A 22,216-nucleotide genomic window follows, 5' to 3' on the forward strand; every position below is an offset into this window, starting at 1 on the left:
ATTGAAAAAAGTAGCTTAACTGGGTTGGTCAATTTTGGTTGACCACGTCATGCCACACCAAGATTAAAACTGGAAGTAACTAGCAAGATAAAATGTCAGTGCTGATATTTCCTGTATCACGCGTTCTTTTCCGGCAGACACGCTAACCAATAAGCTACCTTTATCGAACACATCTGGCATATTTCTAAGCGCTGCCAGCACTTCGCCAACCGACACTTGAATCGTCCAGATGGAGTAGAAAGTCACTAGTTAGTACCGCATTGGTTATCGCTCTCTCGAGCAGCTCATCAGCTGCTTTGACTATCATTTCCCTCAGCTTTTTTACAAAGTCTTGCCCCCTGTCTTTGAATGAATTCCTCCCTTATGATTGACGCGTGGGCCTTTTTCCTTTCCTTCGCATCAGCTTTGATAAAGATTAATTTCTTTTCTTCGCTGGTGGATAGAGGTTGAATAGCTTCCTAAGTATCATCAATGGCTCCCAGAACAACTTCAGGCTTACCACGTTGCAGCGTCAGGGTAGAGGAACAAGCAGCACCTGCAGCAAAATCAAACCGACATGGTTGCCATACACTACCATCGAAGGTTGTCTTCTCTAAAAGCTGTCCTGACTTACTGACGACGATATCGCCGTGGCCATGCAGCCATAATCTATCCAATAAAACCTTACCAGCCCTAGGAATGTCAGATGCATTCTTCACTAAAAAATTGATTCGTTGCGCCCGAAGGCCATTAAGTCGTTTCTCTTCATTATAGATATAGCTACTGCTACTGGCCCACCAGCTAGCCATTTTGCGATTAGTAATATATTCCCAGAAAAGCAATCTTAAAACCGTGTGGCCGTGGACGGGAAAATATGCTGGTTCAACTGCATATATAGTTGTGAAGCACATATTTAAAGAGCTTGGTATGCAAGACGTAACCGTACACGACCTAAGGCACGAGTTTGGGTCGTACAAAATTGATCGAGGCATGGAAATGCGACTGGCTGGTGCAGCAATGGGTCACCAATCACTTAATTAGACTAAGCGCTAGACACATCCCGATGCGAAGAAAATCGCGTCATTGTTCGATTACAAACGATAAACATAGTAAAAAGCAAGTACAGCACGTGAAGTCCTAGTGTGAGAGGTAATCAAGGCGCCGAATTTAAGCTACTTCTACACCGAATTTACTGACTCTCCTCAGGTTGATCTTACTTTCAGAGGCAATTCGCTGAAGTGCCTCTGTTGCTCTCCTCGTAATTTCTTTTTGCTGGTCATTCGCATTTGAATATTGACCAAATTTCAAGCATCTCGTTACATACGAGGCGAGATGGCTACCTACCTCAGACTTAAACAAGTTGTAATACTCTTCAACAGTTGTGTTGGCCAAAATTAATTCGTCACTATCATTCCAGCCTTGTTGGCCTGATATCCGAGACAGGACCTCTTTAGGAGTTTCTTTGATAACTGATTGACTATACGTTTCCTTGAACTTTTTTAGTATCTCTTCGTCTTTCAGCGTACCTAGCGCTCTATCTCCTTGAGTATTGAAAAGCTCCACATCATCTTTTCTATTTTGAATGTAAATATCAATAATCTCACTAGCCTTTTCTTCTTCTCCTAATTCGCGGAGTAAAGAAACAGTTCCATCTAGATTAATAGGCGTAATGAATTTACAATTCTCTTTAAAACTTTCATAAAGACTCTTGATGACTTCATCAGCATTATCCAAAAATGAATCATGATAGAGTCGCCAAGCTTTTGAAAAGGATTCCTCCGACTTCGAAGCAATAATCTCTTGATTTTTAAGCTTTGCTATTTCATAAAATCTCGCTTCGTTAAAATAACCTGTTTTCACAGCGTCGACTAATACTAAATCAAGTTCATCAGCCATAACATGACCATATGCGCTGAGCGTTGTTTGCCATTTTTTGTTTTTTTCGCTAATTTCTCCCTCGTCAGAACGAAGATGCATATAACCTTTTTCACTTATGAAATCTAAAGTCGGAATGTCTTCATTTGACATTGAACTGAAATGGCTCCACGTGAAGAGAACGAGCGAATGCATTACTGAGTCTTCAAGTTCTTTTTCAAAGTTCTTCGTCAACGGCTCAGATAACTTAATTAGTCGTTCAATTTTTTTGAGCACACGAATGTTTCGAATCTCCAGGCTAGCTGTTAATTCTCTCAACTTAGAATATTTCGGGGTTTGATTTGAAAACGCGATTTCCGCACATTCAAGCGCGCTCGGGGCAAACTTGAGCTCAATATCTATAACCTTCTCGCGATATTTGTCATAGTCTTCTAGCCCTTCTTCTCCATCGTTCAAGAGCAAAACTATCTTGCATTTCCTTTGCTCCTTTAATAAAGACAGCAAACCTAAAATGTCCTTAACCTCAAGCCGATCTCCTCTTCTTTCCAAATCGTCTATGCATATTAGACAGTTGTTAAGCGACAAAAAAGATATTGCCTCTAATGCAGGACTGAAGGATTTAATTATTGGAGTTCCTTTAAAAAGCTTTACTGAGTGCCTTCCAAATCGTTCGATCAGGCTATTGGTATTACTCTTCAGCGTTTCAATAGTCGCTTCCGAACCTATAATGTCTTTCTTAATTGTATTTTCAAAAATGGAATACTTAAAAGCATCAAGAGAGTTTATCCCAAAGAGGGACACATAAGAGTAACGCTCGAGCTTAATTTCATCTCTAGATTTCGCCTCCAATAGGAACTTTTGCCAACTAAAGGTTTTTCCAACTCCCCATTCCCCTTTAATGGCCATCACTCCAGGTTCACTAGAAGATAAAAAGATAGATATTTGTTCACTGACAACTTTTAGCGACATAATTCTTCCTTTAATAAATGCGTAATGAGTAAAAGCGTTTAGATTACAATATCAATTTGGAGAGATAGAGGCTAGCAACTGCATTCTACAATTGACACAAATGATAAAGGAGGAACATTGCTCCACTAGTTTCGAAAAAGAAAATTAGATAGTATGGACGCTCGAAATTTGCTTCAAAAATATTGTCTTTGCAAAGCTGGAATATAAAGGATTTTCAAGGATAATACTGAAAAATGCAGATTCGATTAAAATACACTCAAATGTTCCACTAAAAAAGCATTAAACTCGGCTTTAAGAGTGAAATTGGGTAATAGTAAACGATTGATATGCAGGAATAAATAGATGGTGCGTCTACCCTGATTCGAACAGGGGACCTCTACCATGTCAAGGTAGCGCTCTAACCAACTGAGCTATAGACGCATAAAAACTGTGTTGCACCAGATAGGTGGGCGAATGCCAGACAACGGCGCGTATAATACTCAGCACCGGCGCTGCCTGCAAGAAAAACTTAACAAAAGCCCGTTCAAGTGACTAATTTCGCAGCAATTCGATTGCTTTTTGTCTTTTAAAGACGCTTACTTACACCATGTTAAAGGGTAGCGGCTTAATGGCGTCGACTAGTGTACCGTCGTTCACCGCACGCATAAAATACTCCCCTAACCTATCAGTTTCTTTTAACACCGTTTGCCAGTATTTAATGCGGGTTTCCGCATCAAGCACTTCAAAGTCTTTACGGTCTGGTATTTTACTGTAAGGCAGGTTCGCCACAAATGACGCCGAGGGCACTAACATCACCACTTTATCGTAGCTTGAGCGATGCGGTACTCTGTTTTTTAGCCCTTTATCAAACCAACCAGGAATAGGCTTATCGTAAAAGTGAGGGTATAACACTAACCCCTTGTCAGGGCCAAAGGATAAATCGAAGTGGTAGTCAATAATTCCACCGTCGCGATACATGCCAGCTGGCGCCCCTTCTATGTTCTGCACACCTTCTATAACAATAGGAATAGAGCCAGACGCTAATAGCGCACTGTGAATATTGCCTTGGGTTAAATCGTGATATTGCGTTGGGAGCTGATAGGGGTCGTTAATTTCAAAATTCGTATTTGGCGAAGAAAAAATATAGCGGGTGTATAACCGAGAAAGGTTTTTTCGATTTACTGTATTGGCCGCCGCGCTCATAGCAAGGCCAGAAAGCTGCCTAAATTTACTTTCAAAGCGGGTTGCGCCTAAACATTTGGCTACAATAAGGTGCGCCTTAAAACGGGAATTAGACAAGACTTCTTGTTTGCCGGTGTCATTCACCATTTCCTTCAACAGGTCTTCGGCTTTCGCGGTAATTTCCCTTGGGGTAGGTTTGTTACTGCTATAAGTTGTGGTTGAGTACGATGATGCTAGCCGGTTTATTGCGGCAAAGGGGTCATTTTGCACTGCACAAATTGCACGAAAAGCACCCGCGGAGGAACCAATAACATGTACTTGATGATTTACATTAGCGAACCACTCGGGAAAAAGTACCCGATCTAGCCCTGCCAAAGTAAACCATTTAGGGCCACCCGATGCGCCTAAAAAATAACTGAACAGGTCTGGGCTAAACCCATTTTTCATTATAGTTTCTCGGGCTTTTTTACCTGCGTATACGTCTAACGGGGCCACTTACATTCCTTGCTATTTTAAAGGGCCAGCGTTTATGCATATAACCCCTTAATTTGACTAATTCGGAGAAATTTAACAGTTAACCACGCAAAAGTAACCTTCTTGGCCTTTACGCGTCTTCTGCTCAGACCACACCTTTAAACGCGTAAGCGGGGAAAACTAAGGGCTGAGTGCATCTATCACTTTTAGAAATACGCGATACTCATCATCAGTGATATTCTTTAATTGCCTATTTTGCCACGCGACCACCCGCGGTGTGATTTGCTCATACATCGCCACACCTTCGCTTGATAATGCAATGAGGCTTGCCCTTTTATCTTCCTTACACATACGTTTTAACACCGCGCCCTTGTTCACTAAGCGGTCTAACGCGCGAGAAACTTGCACCTTGTCTAGGCGGGTCGCTGCGGCGATGGCTTTTGCGGTCATATAAGGCTGCTGTGCGTCTTTTTGGCACGCGCCAAGTGTTGCTACAATTCGCCACTCGGGCATTGTAAGCTGGTAAGTGGCATATTCCCTAGCAAGAGAGTCACTTAAGTCGCTAGCCAGCATTGCCACCTTATAGGCAAGCATGTCATTTAATTGCACTATGTTTCCCTCTCTCTTTCTCTTTTTTTATTTAGAGATGATGACTTAAAAAGGCGAGTTGACGTAAACCTTAAAGGCGAGTTGACGTAAACCTTACATGAAGTGTAATAGCTTGGCACAATACTCCTAACTCCATTAAAAGCTTGGCTTATATCAGTATTGGCTTATCAGTTGGCACGACTGTAAACCTAGCTTACCAAAAGCGCCCGCGCACCAAATACACACAAACCACCTACCATTGATTTACAATTATTTTACCTCTAGCCTAAAGCATATAGTTTCATTTGTAACTAATCTATTGCTAAGCGCAGCTAAAGTAGCGCCAATAACGGAAACCTGTATGGATAATTTATCTTATTTAACTGGCTTTAATAACGAGCACGAAACTGAAGCCCTGCCCGGCGCTCTTCCTAAAGGGCAATTTAGCCCACAGAAAGTTAATTATAAGCTTTATGCTGAGCAATTTAGCAGTACCGCATTTACTGCACCACGTGCAGACAACCGTCGAAGCTGGACGTACCGACTACGCCCTTCTATTGCCATGGGCGACTTTAAAAAAATAGATAATGGCCTTGTGCGCACGGCACCTGAAACGGCTATCCCCTGCCCACCCAATGTGATGAGATGGGACCCCATTCCATTGCCTGACAGCGAGTGTGACTTTATTGATTCGCTTGTCACTATCGCCACTAACGGCGACGCTAAAACACAAACGGGTATGGGAATACACTGTTACAGCGCCAATATGGATATGCAAAATCGTGTGTTCTATTCATCTGACGGTGAGATGCTTATCGTCCCCCAATTAGGTGACATGCTGATTACCACTGAGTTTGGAAAGCTTCATGTCTCGGTAGGTGAAATAGTGGTGATCCCTCGCGGTGTACGCTTTGCTGTCGAACCATTAGGCGGTCCCATACGGGGTTACATTTGTGAAAATTACGGGCATCCGTTTGTTTTACCAGAACGCGGCCCTGTTGGTGCTAACGGCTACGCTAATCAGCGGGACTTTTGCTATCCCACGGCGTGGTTCGAGGATAATGACACGCCACACACCATGGTAAACAAGTTTTGCGGCAACCTATTTGAGGCCCCCCTTGATCATTCTCCGTTTGACGTAGTGGCTTGGGTAGGTAACTCTGCACCTTACAAATACAACCTATCGCGCTTTAACGTAATAAACACAGTAAGTTTTGATCACCCCGACCCCTCTATTTTTACTGTGCTGACTTCCCCATCAGATCTTGAAGGCACAGCTAACGTTGACTTTGTTATCTTCCCACCGAGGTGGATGGTGGCCGAGAACACCTTCCGTCCACCCTATTATCACAGAAATGTGATGAGTGAGTTTATGGGGCTAATAGAGGGCATGTACGAGGCAAAAGAGCATGGTTTTGTGCCGGGCGGGATGAGCTTGCATAATTGTATGACGCCCCATGGCCCTGAAGCTGAAGTGTTCGACAAGGCATCGAATGCTGAACTTACTCCCCAGCGCTATGAAAACACCCTAGCGTTCATGTTTGAATCTCGTTATCCCATTGCGCCAACGGCGTTTGCTATGCATAGCGACCTTCGCCAGAAGGATTATCTTTCTTGCTGGAAGGGCCTACAAAAACACTACGATAGTGAAAAGTAGTACTCCACGATACCTGTACGGATTTGTGAACACCTGACACAATACGCAAAATCTATTATTGATTACTAAAATCATATGGTTAGGGAAAATATGCCTCCCCTAACCGTATGTTTGACGTACCGATGAAAACAAAACGTTACAGCTGTTCTTTCCATCCTAAAAATGTGTTGCGCCTACCTCTATTGCTTGCATTTTCACTACAACCTTACAATCAGCTAACAATTATAAAATATGATTTACGTTGAGGATGTATTGCTATGGCTGATTTATTTGAAAACCCAATTGGGTTAGATGGGTTTGAGTTTTTAGAATTCACAGCGCCTGAAAAGGGCATGTTAGAGCCTATCTTTGAAGCGATGGGCTTTACCCTTGTTGCTCGCCACAAATCGAAAGACGTAGAGTTGTGGCGTCAAGGCGATATCAACTTATTGAGCAATTATGAAAAGAACTGCCATGCCGCATACTACGCAGAAGAGCACGGCCCATCAGCATGCGGGATGGCTTTTCGCGTAAAAGATTCACAGCATGCCTACAAAGAAGTGCTGGCCCGTGGTGCACAGCCAATGGACACCTACACAGGGCCAATGGAACTTAAACTGCCTGCCATTAAAGGTATTGGTGGTGCCATGCTTTACCTTATCGACAGGTATCAAGGTGAAAACACCATATACGATATTGACTTCAACTGGATTGAAGGCGTTGACCGCCACCCCGAAGGCTGTGGCTTCCATACCCTGGATCACCTTACCCACAATGTGTATCGAGGGCGCATGGATTTCTGGGCTGGCTTCTATGAAAAGCTATTTAACTTCAGAGAAATTCGCTATTTCGATATTAAAGGTGAATATACTGGGCTGCTTTCAAAAGCAATGACCGCACCTGATGGCAAAATCCGTATTCCGCTAAACGAAGAAGCCGTGGGCGGTGGTGGCCAAATTGAAGAGTTTTTAATGAAGTATAACGGTGAAGGCATTCAGCATATCGCGTTTGCTTGTGATGATTTAATTGCGTGTTTAGATAAGCTTAAGGCAAAAGGCATGAAGTTTATGACACCGCCACCAAATACGTATTATGAAATGCTTGAAGACCGCCTTCCAGGGCATGGCGAAAATGTAGATGAATTACAAAAGCGCGGCATTTTATTAGACGGCACAACGGAAAATGGCGAGCCTCGATTGCTGCTTCAAATTTTCTCTGAAACGGTTTTCGGCCCTGTTTTCTTTGAATTTATTCAACGTAAGCAAGATGATGGCTTCGGCGAAGGTAACTTTAAGGCACTGTTTGAGTCTATTGAACGCGACCAAGTAAATCGCGGAGTTTTAAACAAATAGCTCTTAAGCAAATGGTGAATTTGTCGTCACGATGCATTTACGAGAGATGCATTAACGAGAGAAGCAAAATGCTAGCCTAGCTAAGCTTAGCAGCATTAAGGCCGCTTTCTCGTTAAACCTAAGATAAAAATAAAGGCAGTACATCGCAAAGATGCACTGCCTTTACTTCAAAAAAGCCCTTGTAAATGCAATGACTAAGCTTTGGTTTCAACCCTGCCCTTTTTCATATAGTGCACACGCCGCTCCGCTTGGATCAATGATTACGCAGAAGCTGTCGTTTCCATGGTGTCGGACTTCACCCACCTGTTTGCCCCCTTTATCAACAGCCGCACGTAGGGCATTATCTAAGCTTTCAACAGTAAAGTAGTTAATCCACCCGCTTGGGTAATTTTCATTCACTCCGCGCTTATGACAAATGCCGCCTACTGGCGTACCGTCGCTTTTCATCATGACGAAGTCACTGTATCCGCCCATGTCGATTGCTTCCTTCTTCCAGCCCATAACAGCCTCGTAGAAGCTCACAAGCTCGTCGGCATTTTCTGTTGCAATATCACACCATGACGCATCTGACATCGTCTTATCCTCTTGTCGTTATACTTATAGGCGCAACTCGCTTTTTTAGGCGTTTATTATTGCGCTAGTGATGTTAACGTTGCCCGTTTTAAAAATAGCTTGCAGTGGCTGTTACTTCAAAACTTGCGTCATAATTATGCTTAGGCACTAATAAAACTTAGCTCATTTTTCTAAAATGATCGCAGGTTGTTTGCTATTTTTTTGGGCATCAATTCCCTATAAAAGAGACGGTTGTCAAGGGAAGAAATTGCAAAAAGACCAAACATTTTTTATTTTAATGGTAGACACAGCCTGTGGAAAATGCTTGCATTTTTGATAATGTTATCCACTGACCATTGTTTGTACAGTTTATATTATTGCTTATTATCAAACACTTAGAATAAGACCCCAAACTACTCAACAAACTTATCCACAGATTAAGTGGATAACACGTGGCACTTGCTCACAGTTAATGGTTTAATGTGAATATCTTCGACGTATTCTTTTTTTCGGTTTCTCATGCCCAAACAAACACTTTTAGTCAGAGAATCTTTATTCACTATTCACAGCTTAGATCCGCAAAGCGATATCCCGGCCTCAGTTCTAAACAGCCCGCGTTTTTTTCCTAGGTAAAACAGAAGATGAATTGTCTATTGTCGTTCCTGACTCAATCAAGGTAGATTCCCTTGATAGTGATGAAGGTTGGCGAGCCCTTGAACTATTGGGGCCGTTACATCTGTCAATGGTTGGAATTATGGCACAAATTGGTGATGTACTTGCCTCTGTGAAGGTTGCTATCTTCGTTGTGTCCACATTCGATACTGACTTTTTCTTAGTAAAAGACAACAAATTGAAAGACGCAATCAACGCTTTGAAAAAAGCGGGTTATTCGGTGAATGTGGACAACTAACCCCGTGAACGCCAAACACTTACAATATGCCCCCGATACATTCTCGAAACAGTTTGAAACACTGACCCCGTTTTCCGGGCAAGTCGTTCCACTTGCCCAAACGGACGACCCGTTTTTTAAAAACGGTTACATGGGGCCAGGTGCTGCGGTAACTTCTACCTCCAACACCATAGTTGCGCCTTTTGTTGGTAAAGTACTCAATGTTTCGCCACTGGACTATGCTATTGATATACAGTCAAAAGTGGGATTAAAATGCCGAATAAAATACGGTGGTGACACATGTCACCTTCATGGCGCACAGTTTAATTGCGCCCTTAAGCGCGGCGACACTTTTAACGTCAGTCAAACACTGTTTACTGTGAATTCGGCCTGGCTTAAGCAGCAGGGTGTCAGCAATGTTTGCGCGCTCACTTTGCTTAATGCTAACGCCCTCATTGGCATAGTGCCTACCCGTCAGAAGTTCGTAGACGCGGCTACCGACTCCCTTTTTACCCTTTACCTTTAAAAACACATCGCAAGTCAGTTTATCATCGTATCAACAGCTTGTATGATGTACGACAAAGTTTAACTAACCCTAGTGGCGCATTGCTTCTAAAGCATGATTAAAGCGCTATGGGGTTGCGTCATTGCGTAGATCGCGAAGCGCGGTCTCACCTTTTAGATACAACAAGTAATACGGAAGCATTCACATGAGCACAATCCTTTACGGGATCCCAAACTGTGACACCATTAAAAAAGCGAAAAAATGGTTAACCGAGAACGATATTCCGTTTTCATTTCACGACTATCGTAAAGACGGCATAGATAACAACTTTCTTTCACGTGCAGAAGCTGAGCTAGGTTGGGAAACCATGCTAAACAAACGCGGAACGACGTTTCGCCAGTTAGAAGAACAAGAAAAGGCAACATTGAATAAAGATAAAGCCCTTGCTTTGCTTGAACTTCACCCAGCCATGGTTAAGCGCCCTATTCTTTTTCACAACAATACCTTCCACATTGGTTTCAAACCGGCACAGTATGAGGAAATATTTTGTTAAACGACTCTGTTATTGACATTGCAAAGCAATTAATTAACCGCCGCTCCGTTACGCCTGAAGATGCCGGCTGCCAAGAAGCCATGTGTGAATTTTTAGGGGCACTTGGCTTCGACAATGAAACCATGGTGTTTGAAGATACCACTAACTTGTGGTCTCGCCGAGGCAAAGAGGGCCCGGTGTTTTGTTTTGCAGGGCACACCGATGTAGTGCCAAGTGGCCCAGAAGACGCGTGGAAAACCCCGCCATTTACTGCCACTGAAGTGAACGGTTACTTACATGGTCGTGGGGCAGCAGATATGAAAGGCAGTCTTGCTGCTATGCTTGTTGCCACTCGTGAATTCGTTAATCAGTATCCGCAGCACAAAGGTAGCATTGCTTATCTTATTACCAGTGACGAGGAAGGCCCCTTTATTAATGGCACAACCCGCGTTATTGATACCCTTGAAGCACGCAATGAAAAAATTGATTGGTGTATTGTTGGCGAGCCCTCGTCTACCGATGAAGTGGGCGACATCGTGAAAAATGGCCGTCGAGGCTCGTTAACCGGTGACCTGGTGGTTAAAGGTGTGCAGGGTCACGTTGCTTACCCGCATTTGGCGAAGAACCCCGTTCATAGCGCTATGGCCGCCTTAGATGAGCTGGCCAAATCCCATTGGGATAACGGTAACGATTTCTTCCCGCCCACGAGCTTTCAGATCTCAAATATTCATGCGGGTACTGGCGCGGGTAACGTGATCCCAGGCGAACTGCACGTTTGCTTTAACTTCCGTTTTTCAACAGAGGTAACCGATCAGATATTGATTGAGCGGGTAACCACTATTCTTGATGCCCATGAATTAGATTATGACATTAAGTGGACGTTTAACGGCCAGCCATTTTTAACCGACACCGGTGCGCTGTTAGACGCCACACAAGGTGCGATAGAGGCCGTTAAAGGTACGCCGACTGTGCTATCTACCGCAGGCGGTACATCAGACGGTCGGTTCATTGCACCAACGGGTGCACAGGTCATAGAGCTAGGGCCAGTAAATGCCACTATTCACAAAATTGACGAGTGCGTAAAAATGGCCGACTTAGAACAGCTTGCGGATATGTATTTCGGTATCCTTGAGCGCTTGCTAGCCAACTAGCGTAGGCTGTTGACCATGACTACCGTTACAGAAAAAGCGTGGCTGGGCCAGCTTAATGAAGATTTAGTTGATGCAGGTAACGGCCACAGGCTTCACATCGATGTGATTTCCCCTTTTCTGGCTATGCAAGATGCCGCACACAAAGACGGGATAGACCTGCAGCTTGTCAGCAGCTATCGCGACTTTGACCGGCAGACCGCTATTTTCAACCGCAAGTGGACAGGAAAGGCTCAACTGCTTGATGTTAACGGTAGTCTCTTGTCGTTTGATAGTTTACGTGATGACGAAAAGCTCCACGCTATTCTTACATGGTCTGCCTTACCCGGTGGGAGTCGTCATCACTGGGGTACCGACATTGACGTGTATGACAGGGCATCTGTTAAGCATTGGGGTGGTCAATTCAATCTTGTAGAAACTGAATACGAGGCTGGCGGCCCTTGTTACGCGCTAGCCTGCTGGCTTGGTGAAAATATGTCGCGTTTTGGTTTTTATCGGCCGTTTTCAGTAAGCCGTGGTGGCGTGGCAGCAGAACCTTGGCACTTAAGCTTTAAAGAGACCGCCGAGACGTTTGAAAAAGCAAGAAATTTACAAGGTTTAACCGCTGCTATTGAGCAAAGCGACATAGAAGGTAAATCGTGTATTTTGTCGCAGCTGCCCACAGTGTATAGTCGGTATGTTTTAAACAACGGCGTTTCGCCAACGGAAACTGTATGAGTACAACTTGGGTAGTTATAATCATTGTATTAGTGTTAGGTGTGGTAATTGGCAATATCACGCTGCTGAAATACAGTGCGAAGTTTAAATTTCCAACGCCCTCGAAACCGTTTGATGATGTTGAAGAGTCGCACAGCGATAACCCCCCGTCGTCTGCTGATACGTTATCCGACACCCAACCCGGTGATAACCCCACGGCTAACTCGCCAACGTCTGAGCGTAATAATGGCACAAGCACTATCAGTGACGATGCGCTAAATAGCCTAAACAGCCACAGCGACAAGGCTAAAAAGTAACCCCCCTCCTTACTCAACTATTCACTTGTACTCACAGGGTACTGTGAATGGTTGGAGTTCTGGACCATGAAAGGCTTGTTCGCCAAAGGCGATATTCACAACAACACCACTATCACTTTTTATCTAATCACACTCTAAGAGGTTCTAGACGTGTCTCAAAGTAAATCTTTACTGGCTAATATCGGCGTACAAGTTGTTATTGCCATGATCATCGGCACCGCCGTAGGTGCTTTTATGGGTCACAGCGCCGCTATGTTTGCCCCCTTAGGCGCAATTTTTATTAACCTCATTAAGATGTTGGTTATCCCACTGGTTGCGGTTGCGCTTATTTCGGGCGCTGCGGGTTTAGGTAACAGTACCAACGCAGGTAAAGTGGGCTTTTCAACCCTCGCCTATTTCGCGTTGACATCCGCGCTAGCCGTGGCGCTTGCGCTGATTATGGGTGAAATTTTCAAGCCTGGTGTGGGTATCGATGTTTCATCTGTAGAGGGAATGTTTTCTGGCGAGTACGCGTCGAAAGGCGAGCTGCCATCGTTTTGGGCGACGGTGACGGGCATGATACCTACTAACGTCTTTGCTTCTCTAACCAATGCGAATATTCTTCAAATTCTAGTGTTTTGCCTGTTCTTTGGCCTTGCCCTTTCTAAGCAGCCTAAAAAGAACCGCGAGCCTATTCTTCAGGGCGTAAATACCATTGTAGATGCGATGGTATGGATGATTAACTGCGTTATGAAAATCGCCCCTATCGGTGTATTTGGTCTAATGGCCGAAGCGGTCGGCACCTTTGGCTTTAGCGCACTTATGGTTGTCTTCAAACTTTTCTTAGTCTTTATCGCCGCTATTCTCGTTTTTGGTTTTGTGGTTTACCCACTGTTAGTACAGCTATTTACCAAAACTTCTGCCAAGTCGTTCTTAGTGGCAATGAAAAAGCCTCAAGCGGTGGCGCTTTCTACCGCGTCATCTATGGCCACCCTGCCCGTCACTATGAATACGGTAGAAAACGAACTGGGCGTAAGAAATGCAACTGCGTCGTTTGTATTACCTTTAGGGGCCACGATAAACATGAGCGGTAATGCTATTTACTATGGCTTAGTTGCCGTGTTTTTCGCTCAGCTTTTTAATATCGACTTATCCATGGGGGCTTACGTTGCCATTATCCTTACTTCAACCTTAGGCGCCGTGGGACAAGCTGGCGTACCAGGCCCGTCTTTTCTTGTGGTTGCGGTACTCCTAGCCGCCGGCATTCCTATTGAAGGCTTACCACTTTTATTCGCTCTCGACCGTATTTTCGACATGATTCGTACTGCGCTTAATATCACTGGCGACGCAGCGTGCGCAGTCATTATCGATAACATTGCTATTGAAGCGTCTGACCTTACTGAAAGCGAGGTGAAGCAAAGCTAACCGAGCGTTATTTAGCGGGCATAAAAAAGGTGGCCTATCGGCCACCTTGTTATTTTAGAGCTAGTCAGCGCAAGCGCACGTTTCTAGGTACGCGCTTTTTATCTTGTCTCGTATGGTAGCGGTTTAAACTACAGCGGGCTTGTTTTAACCGCTGTGCCGCTAATACTTACCATCAGCATACTGCCTTTATCACCAATGACTTGATAATCCAAATCGATACCTACAACAGCGTTTGCTCCCATGCTTCTTGCTTCATGTTCTAACTCAGTAAAAGCAAGCTTACGCGCTGTGGTTAGCTCTTCTTCGTAAGAGCCAGAGCGACCACCCACAATATCCCGAATAGAGGCAAATAAGTCTTTAAATACGTTTGCGCCCATTACCGCTTCACCGACAACAATGCCGTAGTATGCATCGATTTTATGCCCTTCTAGCGTGGGGGTTGTTGAAACAATCATAGGTAACTCCTTTTAATAAAACCCGTTTTTTCACAAATTCAAGCCATTACAATACGCTTTACGCGTTTTGTTCAAACCATTCTCTAATAGACGCTACGCGAGCTTGGGCGTCACTTGTCTCGTAAGCCACCGTCGGCTGGTTACCCCATACCGGCTTAGGCCACGCGCAATCGGTATCAAACCTAGCAACGTGGTGAACATGTAACTGACGCACCACATTGCCTAATGCGGCCACGTTTAGCTTAAGCGGTGAGAACAAATTCATCATTGCTTTCGATGCAAGCGCAGACTCTTTAAGTAAGGTAATTTGCTCTTTTTCAGTTAAGTCGATAATTTCCGCAATATCGTTTTTCATTGGCACTAATATTAACCACGGAAATTGTCTGTCGTTCATTAACAGTACACGACATAGAGAAAGATCGCAGACAAAAAATGTATCATTGTGTAAACGGCTATCAAGACTAAACATCTAGCTTTTCCAGAGTAGTAGGCACTACCGTGAGTAGTGCGCGCTGCCCAATAGCAACCTTTGCATTGGGGAATACAATCGCTTCACCGTCTTGCTCGGCTACGTAGTCTGTACCTGGCTCTGATGCCAATACCGTGCCTTTTGGATAATCAGTAAAGTTAGGTGTATCGTCATCAAAGTGCAGTTTAAAGGCTTCTTCATTGCGGTTAATGACCTGATTAACCCGGTAAATATCAAGTTCGCGAATGTCTACCGAAGGGGCATAGTTTTCTTGCGTGATCAGTTGCGTAATGGCCTGTTTGGCATCTTCAAAGCGGCGCATATCGTTTTGTCCAAAGGGGCGCACTTTTCCTAACTCGACGGTGAACGCATGAGCATTGAACAGGTGCGACGAGAAATAGCTAAAAGTGGTGGTTGGACTTTCAGAAAGCAAAATTGTTTTTACCCCACAAGCCGACAAAAACGCAAGCTGACCTTCGCTGTGAACTCTGTCGTGTAAATACGGGTATACCGCAAACTTTTCATTCTTTGATGCACGGATAGCGGTATGTAAGTCGTAGTGGTAACGCTCTCCGTCAGCCGCTTCAAAAAAAGACCCAACGGCCTCTTCTAACTGCTTAGCACGAACACGTTCTTGGTTAACTAAGCCTTCACCTTTTGAGTGAGCCCCGCTGAACAAGCGATTCATATTTTCTTCAACAAATCGCTCCGCAATATCCATGGCGGGTAGATTCCCGAATAAAAAAAGCACGTCGTGAGACAGTACTAGTGTGCCAGTTAAAATACGTTTTACTAGGTCATCACATATTTCAATAGGCGCCGTTTCGTTACCGTGAACGCCACACGATAAAACGATACGCTTGGCGTGCTCACTGTTCGTTTGCGCAGAGAAACTGATAATTCCAGGCCCTGAAATTTGCACACCTATGCCGTTTGACAGATCAAATTGTAGAGGTTGTTCAAATAGTGCGGGTTCCCGGCGAGATAGTGTTAAAAATTCGCCACTTTCGATAAGTTCTTGCATGAAGTTCTGCATATAACCAGTCTAATCTAGAATAAACACAGTTTAACGAGGCACAGGGCTAAAATCACGCGTTCTCAGGGATTTATTACAACCGCCTGTAAGCAATATACAACGCTTTAACGTGATTAATTAAGGCGCTGCAGTATCTTCTTTGCAGATAAATAGTAGAGAAAGGGCTAGAAAACGCACGGAGCAAACAGGTAACTCAACGGGGGCAGAGAAGAGACTAGGCTTTTCCTCGCGCAGGAGAGTTACCCACAATAATTTCTTGCTGAGCAAGGGCAACAAAGCTTTTAAAAGGAATAGCGCGAGAGAACAGATACCCCTGCCCCTGAGCAACACCAACCTCTCTTAATATATGAAGTTGCTCTATGGTTTCAATCCCTTCGGCAACCACGCTACAGCCTTTAGCATGACCTATCACTTTTGCGGCTTCGATAATAGCGCGGTTAACAGGGTGGCCTTCTAACTCCATTACGAACGACTTATCTACTTTAAGGGCATCTAAATCTAAATCGCGAATATAGGCAAGATTAGAATAGCCTTTTCCAAAGTCATCGACGGAGACCGACACGCCAAAGCTACGTAACTCGTCTAGCTGCTTTTTCACCATAAGTGAATTTGATAACGCCACGTCTTCGGTCAACTCTAACTCTATGAGCGTTAAGGGCATGGCGTAAGTTTCGCTTAGCATGGTAAGCGTGGGCACTAACTGATTGTCGTAAAGCTGGGTAGGCGAGATGTTAACGGATAAGACAATAGGCATTTTCAAAGCGTTAAGCTCTACTAGCGCTCTGAAAGCCTGTTCAAGAGTCCAGTAGCCCAGCTCGTTCATCATGTTATACGACTCTGCCGCTTCGATAAGCGGGCCGGGAAATAGTACACCATCAAGGGGGTGGTTCCATCTCAGTAAGCACTCTGCCCCTATCACCTCAAGCGTAGCTAAATTCACTTTAGGTTGATAATAAAGTTCAAGTTCATTTTGGGCTAAGGCGCGCTTTAAGTCGGCTTTCAGTGCTAAGCTTCTACCCGTATCTGCCTTATCTGTTTTGGTCAGTGCGAAGTAGTTTTCGTACTTATTTTCTTTGGCTTGTTTTAACGCGGTTTCTGCTCGAGACACAAAGCGGGTTATTTCAAACTCCCGTTTATCACTGCATACCACACCCACATTAAAGTCTGCGATGAAGGCTGTACCTTCGTAGTGCATAGGGGTTTTAAAATGTTCGACTAGACGTTCGAACATTTTACGCATTACGCCTTCGTTACTCTCATTGGGGAAAACAATACCAAACACATCCCCGCTAATGCGACCAATGTAAACTGATTGACCAAATAGAAGCTGTATACGGTTGGCAATTTCTAGTAAGAAGCGATCGCCAACATGTATGCCCAGACTGGTTGTTACATCAGAAAAGCGCACCACATCCACCAGCATCAAAGAAATAGCGCCGCTACGAGACGCCTGTTTTGAAATGCTGTCAATAAACGCATATCGATTTGGAATGGTTGCCAGTGATGTATGTTGGCTCATGATGTTTTCCTTGAGCTTTACGCTTCGAGGTACTAAAAACAACTGCTTATATAAAACCATGGCGTTACAGATGGCGCAACGACAGTTACGTATTAATTTGCATACCCGCTTATACCATGAAACAACATTTTTTTATATTTGATTAACTAATGGTAAGAATGGGCAAAAAACCTGCTGTTAGTGCATGTTCACAGCAAGTTCGCTTAATTTAAAGCAATAAAAAAGCCCGACAAGTTTATCACCGCCGGGCTATTTCTTTCTCGTTCTGCGATTAGCTTTCTATCTTACACGACGAAAGTTTCCAAACGCGATCTACGTAGTCACGTATTGAGCGATCTGAGGTAAATTTACCCATTTTAGCCGTATTGATTATCGCCATTTCCGCCCAGCGCTCTTTGTCGCGGTAAGCAGCATCTACTGCAATTTGTGCGTCAGAGTATGCGCGGAAATCTGCAAGTACCATGTACGGGTCGCCATTATCAAGTAAGCTTTGCTTAATAGATACTAACGCCCCTGGTTTGCCCGGCGTAAAGTAATCGGTTTCTAACCAATCCAGTACCGCTTTAATTTCAGGGTCTTTGTAGTAGTAGTCGTGAGGGTTGTAACCCGTCGCTTTAAGCTCGTTCACCTCTTCTACTGTTAAACCGAAAATAAAGATGTTGTCGTCGCCTACTTCTTCAGCAATTTCTACGTTAGCACCATCTAGCGTACCGATAGTTACTGCACCGTTAAGCGCTAACTTCATGTTACCTGTACCCGATGCTTCTTTACCTGCTGTACTGATTTGTTCAGACACATCAGCCGCTGGAATCATCTTCTCAGCTAGCGATACACGGTAGTTAGGCAAGAACGCAATTTTAATCTTGTTGTTAACACGAGGGTCGTTATTAACCTTATCAGCCACCTTGTTAATTGCGTAGATAATGTCTTTAGCAAGCTTATAACCCGGTGCGGCTTTCGCGCCAAATACGAACACGCGAGGGTGCATATCGTAATCTGGGTTTTCCAGAATACGACGGTACAACGCCATAATGTGTAGCAACGCTAAATGTTGACGCTTGTACTCGTGAAGTCGCTTAATTTGCACATCAAAAATGGCATTTACGTCTACTTCTAAGTCTAGCGACTTGCGAATTTCATCAGCCAACAGTTCCTTGTTCTCCAGCTTCACTTTCATGAACTGTTTTTGGAACGTTTTATTCGTAGCAAACTTCGTTAAACCCTGAAGTTTATCTAAATCTCGCGGCCAATCATCGCCAATTTTCTTATCAATCAACTTAGAAAGCGCAGGGTTACAGGCCTTCAACCAACGACGAGGCGTAATACCGTTTGTCACGTTAGTTAGCTTACCTGGGTACAATTCGTCGAACTCAGGGAATAGCGACGATTTAACCAAGCGTGAGTGCATCTCTGCCACACCGTTCACTGCAAATGAGCCGATAACAGATAGATGACCCATACGTACCATCTTCTCGTTACCTTCTTCGATAATTGAAAGTTTCGCTTTCATTGCATTGTCGCCCGGCCATTTCTTATCAACCTCGGCCATGAAGCGGTGGTTGATTTCGTAAATGATCTCAAGGTGACGTGGAAGGATCTTCTCAATCATACGTGCCGGCCACTTCTCAAGTGCCTCTGGCAATAGGGTATGGTTTGTGTACGCAAATACCTTAGTACAGATACCCCATGCTTCATCCCAACCAAGCTCTGCGCGGTCAACAAGAATACGCATTAGCTCTGGTACTGAAATGGCGGGGTGCGTGTCGTTAAGCTGAATCACGACCTGATCTGCAAAGCGGCTCCAGTCATCACCGTGGGCTCGCTTATAACGGCGAATAATATCCTTCAGTGAGCACGAGCAGAAGAAATACTGCTGAATTAGGCGTAGTTCTTTACCCGCTTCAGTTTCATCATTCGGATAAAGTACTTTAGAAATGGTTTCTGCCTGCACGTTCTCGCGCTGTGCATCAACATAACCACCTGCGTTGAACACGTCCCAGTTGAAGTAACCAGAAGATTCTGACTGCCATAAACGAAGCACGTTTACGGTTTTACCTTCATAACCTACAACAGGAATATCCCAAGGCACACCTTTTACAATTGAACCTGGGTGCCATTCTTTAAGAACGCGGCCGTTTTCACCGTATTTGGTTTCAACGTAACCATAGAGCGATACTTCTTGAATAGATTCTGGGCGGCAAATTTCCCACGGGTTACCATAGTCGCGCCAGCTGTCGGGACGCTCAATTTGCGCACCGCTTTTAATTTCTTGACGGAATAGACCATTTTCATAGTGGATACCATAACCAATGGCAGGTAATTCCATGGTGGCGAGTGAGTCTATGAAACACGCTGCAAGTCGGCCCAAACCGCCGTTACCCAGAGCCATATCTGGCTCTTCTTCAAGGATATCTGAGATTTCTACGCCCAGCTCTTTCAGAGCTCCACTTGCTACATCGAATAAACCAAAATTTTGCAGGTTGTTTGATAACAAACGTCCCATCAAGAATTCAGCAGAAAAATAGTGGACAGCACGGGTGTCATTGAGATAGTGACTTTTTTGAGTTTTGCGCAGTCCTTCGAGTACTTGCTCTTGAATTGCCGCACACGTTGCTTTCCACCAAGCGTGATTATTCGCCTTGTTTTCGTCAGTACCTAGCGTGCAGTGTAAGTGTTTGATAACCGCAGACTTAAAAGCTGCCTTATCGATAGCTGGAGAGGGTTGCGTTTTGGTCGCTTTTGCGTTCATTTTGCGTCTCACTCTTAATGTAAGCGGTGCTTTCACACCAAAAACGTAATTTAATTACAGAATATCTTAAGAATATGACAGCAATATAGCAGTACTAAAACGATTATGTTGTAATTATTTTGTTAAAATTACAAAAAAATCGCATGAATTCGTATGCACTCATGCGATTTTTAACATTATTGTTACAAAAATACGCGAAAAGCGATTTATTTTTGAGCTTATTTAATGATTTTACCGACTAACGCTTCAGCTTCGGCAATAAGTTCTTGTAAGTGACTTTCACCATTGAAGCTTTCGGCATAGATCTTATAAATCTGTTCAGTGCCAGACGGTCGTGCGGCAAACCACCCATTTTCTGTCGATACTTTAACGCCGCCTATAGCTGCGTTATTGCCTGGCGCATGCGTTTGCACACTAGTAATAGGCTCGCCTGCTAGCGTATCGCTTGTTACTACAGATGCGTCCATGGCCGAAAGTTTTTGTTTTTGCTCAAGAGTTGCCGCTACATCAACTCGACTGTACACCGGTGCAGCAAACTTTTCGGTTAGCGCTTTATAGTGTTCGCCAGGGTCTTTGCCCGTTACCGCCAATATTTCTGCCGCAAGTAAACAAAGAATAAAGCCGTCTTTGTCTGTCGCCCACGTACTGCCGTTGCGCTCTAAGAAAATACCGCCGGCACTTTCTTCGCCAGCAAACCCTATTGTGCTGTTCGACAAACCCTCTACAAACCACTTAAAGCCTACTGGCATCTCTGCTAACGGTTTATCAAGGCTATTGGCCACGCGGTCAATCATGCTGCTCGACACTAACGTTTTGCCAATATTAAGGTCGCTCGGCCAGTCTGGGCGATGGGTATAGAGATAATTAATCGCTACCGCTAGATAGTGATTAGGGTTCATTAGCCCTGCGCTTTTACATACGATTCCGTGACGGTCAAAGTCAGGGTCGTTCCCCCACGCTAAATCGAAATTATCTTTTAGCTCGATAAGCCCTGCCATTGCGTAAGCTGACGAACAGTCCATACGAAGCTTGCCGTCTTTATCGCGACGCATAAAGCCAAACTGCGGGTCGACAGCGTCGTTCACAACAGTGATATCAAGGCCATACTTCTGTGAAATACGTGACCAGTATCCTACCCCTGCGCCCCCTAACGGGTCGGTACCTAATTTTAAATTGGCATTTGCAATGGCCTCCATATCAATGACCCGTGCTAAATCATCAATATAAGGTTCCATAAAGTCTTCTTCACGAACCAACTTACGGGCCGTGGCCTGGCGAATATCAATTCGCTGAACGTCTTTATTACCATCGGCAATTAATGCATTGGCACGCTCTTGTATTTGCTTAGTTACGTCACTGTCAGCCGGGCCACCGTGAGGAGGGTTATATTTGAAACCACCGTCTGACGGCGGGTTATGAGAAGGGGTGATGACAATACCATCGGCCTTATCAGCATTCCCTGCGCGGTTGTAACGGATAATAGTACGAGAAATGACGGGCGTAGGCGTATACCCCATACTTTCGTTATCTGCACGTTGTATGACAACATCGACACCATTGGCACACAGCACTTCGATAGCGGTTATCATGGCAGGCTCAGACAGCGCGTGGGTATCTTTACCAACAAATAGCGGGCCGCTAATGCCTTCTTGCTTGCGATATTCAACCAATGCTTGGCAAATTGCACTGATATGGCTATCGGTGAACGTGGCATTAGACGCGGTACCTCGGTGGCCTGAAGTGCCAAAAGAAACGGCTTGCCCCGGGTCATTCATATCCGGCTTAAAGCTATAATATTGGCTTACTAGCTGCGCTACGTTAATAAGCTGTTCTTTTGCTGCATGCTCTCCGGCCTGCGGATGTAGTGCCATGAAAAAGTCCTTATTTAGAAGTCGTGTTGAGGTTCAATAA

20 protein-coding genes, 1 tRNA gene and 1 pseudogene are annotated in these 22,216 nt (G+C 44.4%); 9 read left to right on the plus strand and 13 right to left on the minus strand.

The window, feature by feature from the left end:
• Positions 1–63: 63 nt before the first annotated feature.
• From ACX5J7_RS06165 to ACX5J7_RS06190, 6 genes are all read right to left on the minus strand, one after another.
• Positions 64–216 (minus strand): hypothetical protein, encoded by a 153-nt coding sequence (locus ACX5J7_RS06165; protein WP_498706483.1) that lies wholly within the window; start codon positions 214–216, stop codon positions 64–66.
• A gap of 242 nt (positions 217–458) precedes the next feature.
• A complete protein-coding gene (locus ACX5J7_RS06170) occupies positions 459–821 on the minus strand; it encodes a hypothetical protein (protein ID WP_498706485.1) in 363 nt (120 codons plus the stop codon).
• Between the two features lie 325 nt (positions 822–1,146).
• Positions 1,147–2,823: a hypothetical protein gene (locus ACX5J7_RS06175; RefSeq protein WP_498706487.1), complete on the minus strand. Its 1,677-nt coding sequence runs from the start codon at positions 2,821–2,823 to the stop codon at positions 1,147–1,149.
• A gap of 343 nt (positions 2,824–3,166) precedes the next feature.
• Positions 3,167–3,243, minus strand: a tRNA-Val gene (locus ACX5J7_RS06180).
• A gap of 159 nt (positions 3,244–3,402) precedes the next feature.
• Positions 3,403–4,479 carry a patatin-like phospholipase family protein gene (locus ACX5J7_RS06185; RefSeq protein ID WP_498706489.1) on the minus strand — a complete coding sequence of 359 codons (1,077 nt, stop codon included), beginning with the start codon at positions 4,477–4,479 and terminating at the stop codon, positions 3,403–3,405.
• Between the two features lie 159 nt (positions 4,480–4,638).
• Positions 4,639–5,067 carry a MarR family winged helix-turn-helix transcriptional regulator gene (locus ACX5J7_RS06190; RefSeq protein WP_462835057.1) on the minus strand — a complete coding sequence of 143 codons (429 nt, stop codon included), beginning with the start codon at positions 5,065–5,067 and terminating at the stop codon, positions 4,639–4,641.
• Positions 5,068–5,407: 340 nt separating this feature from the next.
• Here ACX5J7_RS06190 and hmgA point away from each other — a divergent pair, with 340 nt between their 5' ends.
• Positions 5,408–6,703, plus strand: a complete 1,296-nt coding sequence (gene hmgA / locus ACX5J7_RS06195) for a homogentisate 1,2-dioxygenase (protein WP_498706491.1) — start codon at positions 5,408–5,410, stop codon at positions 6,701–6,703.
• Between the two features lie 257 nt (positions 6,704–6,960).
• Entirely contained in the window at positions 6,961–8,034 is a 1,074-nt protein-coding gene (gene hppD / locus ACX5J7_RS06200; RefSeq protein ID WP_012518036.1) for a 4-hydroxyphenylpyruvate dioxygenase, read from the plus strand.
• 207 nt (positions 8,035–8,241) lie between these two features.
• Here the strand turns inward: hppD and ACX5J7_RS06205 are convergent, their stop codons facing one another.
• Entirely contained in the window at positions 8,242–8,607 is a 366-nt protein-coding gene (locus tag ACX5J7_RS06205) for a VOC family protein (RefSeq protein ID WP_474375714.1), read from the minus strand.
• A gap of 498 nt (positions 8,608–9,105) precedes the next feature.
• On the opposite strand from ACX5J7_RS06205, the pseudogene ACX5J7_RS06210 reads away from it, so the two are divergent.
• From ACX5J7_RS06210 to ACX5J7_RS06240, 7 genes and pseudogenes are all read left to right on the plus strand, one after another.
• Positions 9,106–9,496: pseudogene (locus ACX5J7_RS06210) on the plus strand (ACT domain-containing protein).
• Positions 9,497–9,500: 4 nt separating this feature from the next.
• Positions 9,501–10,001, plus strand: coding sequence for a PTS sugar transporter subunit IIA (locus ACX5J7_RS06215; protein WP_041703149.1), 501 nt, complete (start codon positions 9,501–9,503; stop codon positions 9,999–10,001).
• 184 nt (positions 10,002–10,185) lie between these two features.
• Positions 10,186–10,533 (plus strand): ArsC family reductase, encoded by a 348-nt coding sequence (locus ACX5J7_RS06220; RefSeq protein WP_012518033.1) that lies wholly within the window; start codon positions 10,186–10,188, stop codon positions 10,531–10,533.
• The gene (dapE, locus tag ACX5J7_RS06225; RefSeq protein ID WP_012518032.1) at positions 10,527–11,663 is read left to right on the plus strand and encodes a succinyl-diaminopimelate desuccinylase; all 1,137 of its coding nucleotides are present in this window, start codon (positions 10,527–10,529) and stop codon (positions 11,661–11,663) included. Before ACX5J7_RS06220 ends, dapE begins: the two co-directional genes overlap by 7 nt.
• Before the next feature lie 15 nt (positions 11,664–11,678).
• Positions 11,679–12,377, plus strand: a complete 699-nt coding sequence (locus tag ACX5J7_RS06230) for a M15 family metallopeptidase (RefSeq protein ID WP_498706495.1) — start codon at positions 11,679–11,681, stop codon at positions 12,375–12,377.
• Complete coding sequence (locus tag ACX5J7_RS06235; RefSeq protein WP_015066836.1) at positions 12,374–12,673, plus strand: DUF2897 family protein; 300 nt, start codon at positions 12,374–12,376, stop codon at positions 12,671–12,673. The genes ACX5J7_RS06230 and ACX5J7_RS06235 overlap by 4 nt, the downstream gene beginning before the upstream one ends.
• Before the next feature lie 150 nt (positions 12,674–12,823).
• A complete protein-coding gene (locus tag ACX5J7_RS06240; protein WP_020743294.1) occupies positions 12,824–14,077 on the plus strand; it encodes a dicarboxylate/amino acid:cation symporter in 1,254 nt (417 codons plus the stop codon).
• A 128-nt stretch (positions 14,078–14,205) separates the two neighbouring features.
• Here ACX5J7_RS06240 and ACX5J7_RS06245 read toward each other — a convergent pair whose 3' ends face one another.
• The 6 genes from ACX5J7_RS06245 to pgm form a co-directional block, all read right to left on the minus strand.
• Complete coding sequence (locus tag ACX5J7_RS06245; RefSeq protein WP_012518028.1) at positions 14,206–14,532, minus strand: heavy metal-binding domain-containing protein; 327 nt, start codon at positions 14,530–14,532, stop codon at positions 14,206–14,208.
• Positions 14,533–14,590: 58 nt separating this feature from the next.
• Positions 14,591–15,001 carry an HIT domain-containing protein gene (locus tag ACX5J7_RS06250; protein ID WP_012518027.1) on the minus strand — a complete coding sequence of 137 codons (411 nt, stop codon included), beginning with the start codon at positions 14,999–15,001 and terminating at the stop codon, positions 14,591–14,593.
• A complete protein-coding gene (astE, locus tag ACX5J7_RS06255) occupies positions 14,994–16,025 on the minus strand; it encodes a succinylglutamate desuccinylase (protein WP_462835064.1) in 1,032 nt (343 codons plus the stop codon). Before astE ends, ACX5J7_RS06250 begins: the two co-directional genes overlap by 8 nt.
• A gap of 226 nt (positions 16,026–16,251) precedes the next feature.
• Positions 16,252–17,556, minus strand: coding sequence for a putative bifunctional diguanylate cyclase/phosphodiesterase (locus ACX5J7_RS06260; protein WP_071951228.1), 1,305 nt, complete (start codon positions 17,554–17,556; stop codon positions 16,252–16,254).
• 271 nt (positions 17,557–17,827) lie between these two features.
• Positions 17,828–20,305 (minus strand): glycogen/starch/alpha-glucan phosphorylase, encoded by a 2,478-nt coding sequence (locus tag ACX5J7_RS06265; RefSeq protein WP_012518024.1) that lies wholly within the window; start codon positions 20,303–20,305, stop codon positions 17,828–17,830.
• A 218-nt stretch (positions 20,306–20,523) separates the two neighbouring features.
• Entirely contained in the window at positions 20,524–22,176 is a 1,653-nt protein-coding gene (pgm, locus tag ACX5J7_RS06270; RefSeq protein ID WP_012518023.1) for a phosphoglucomutase (alpha-D-glucose-1,6-bisphosphate-dependent), read from the minus strand.
• Positions 22,177–22,216: the final 40 nt, after the last annotated feature.

It is taken from the genome of Alteromonas infernus (genome assembly GCF_902705815.1).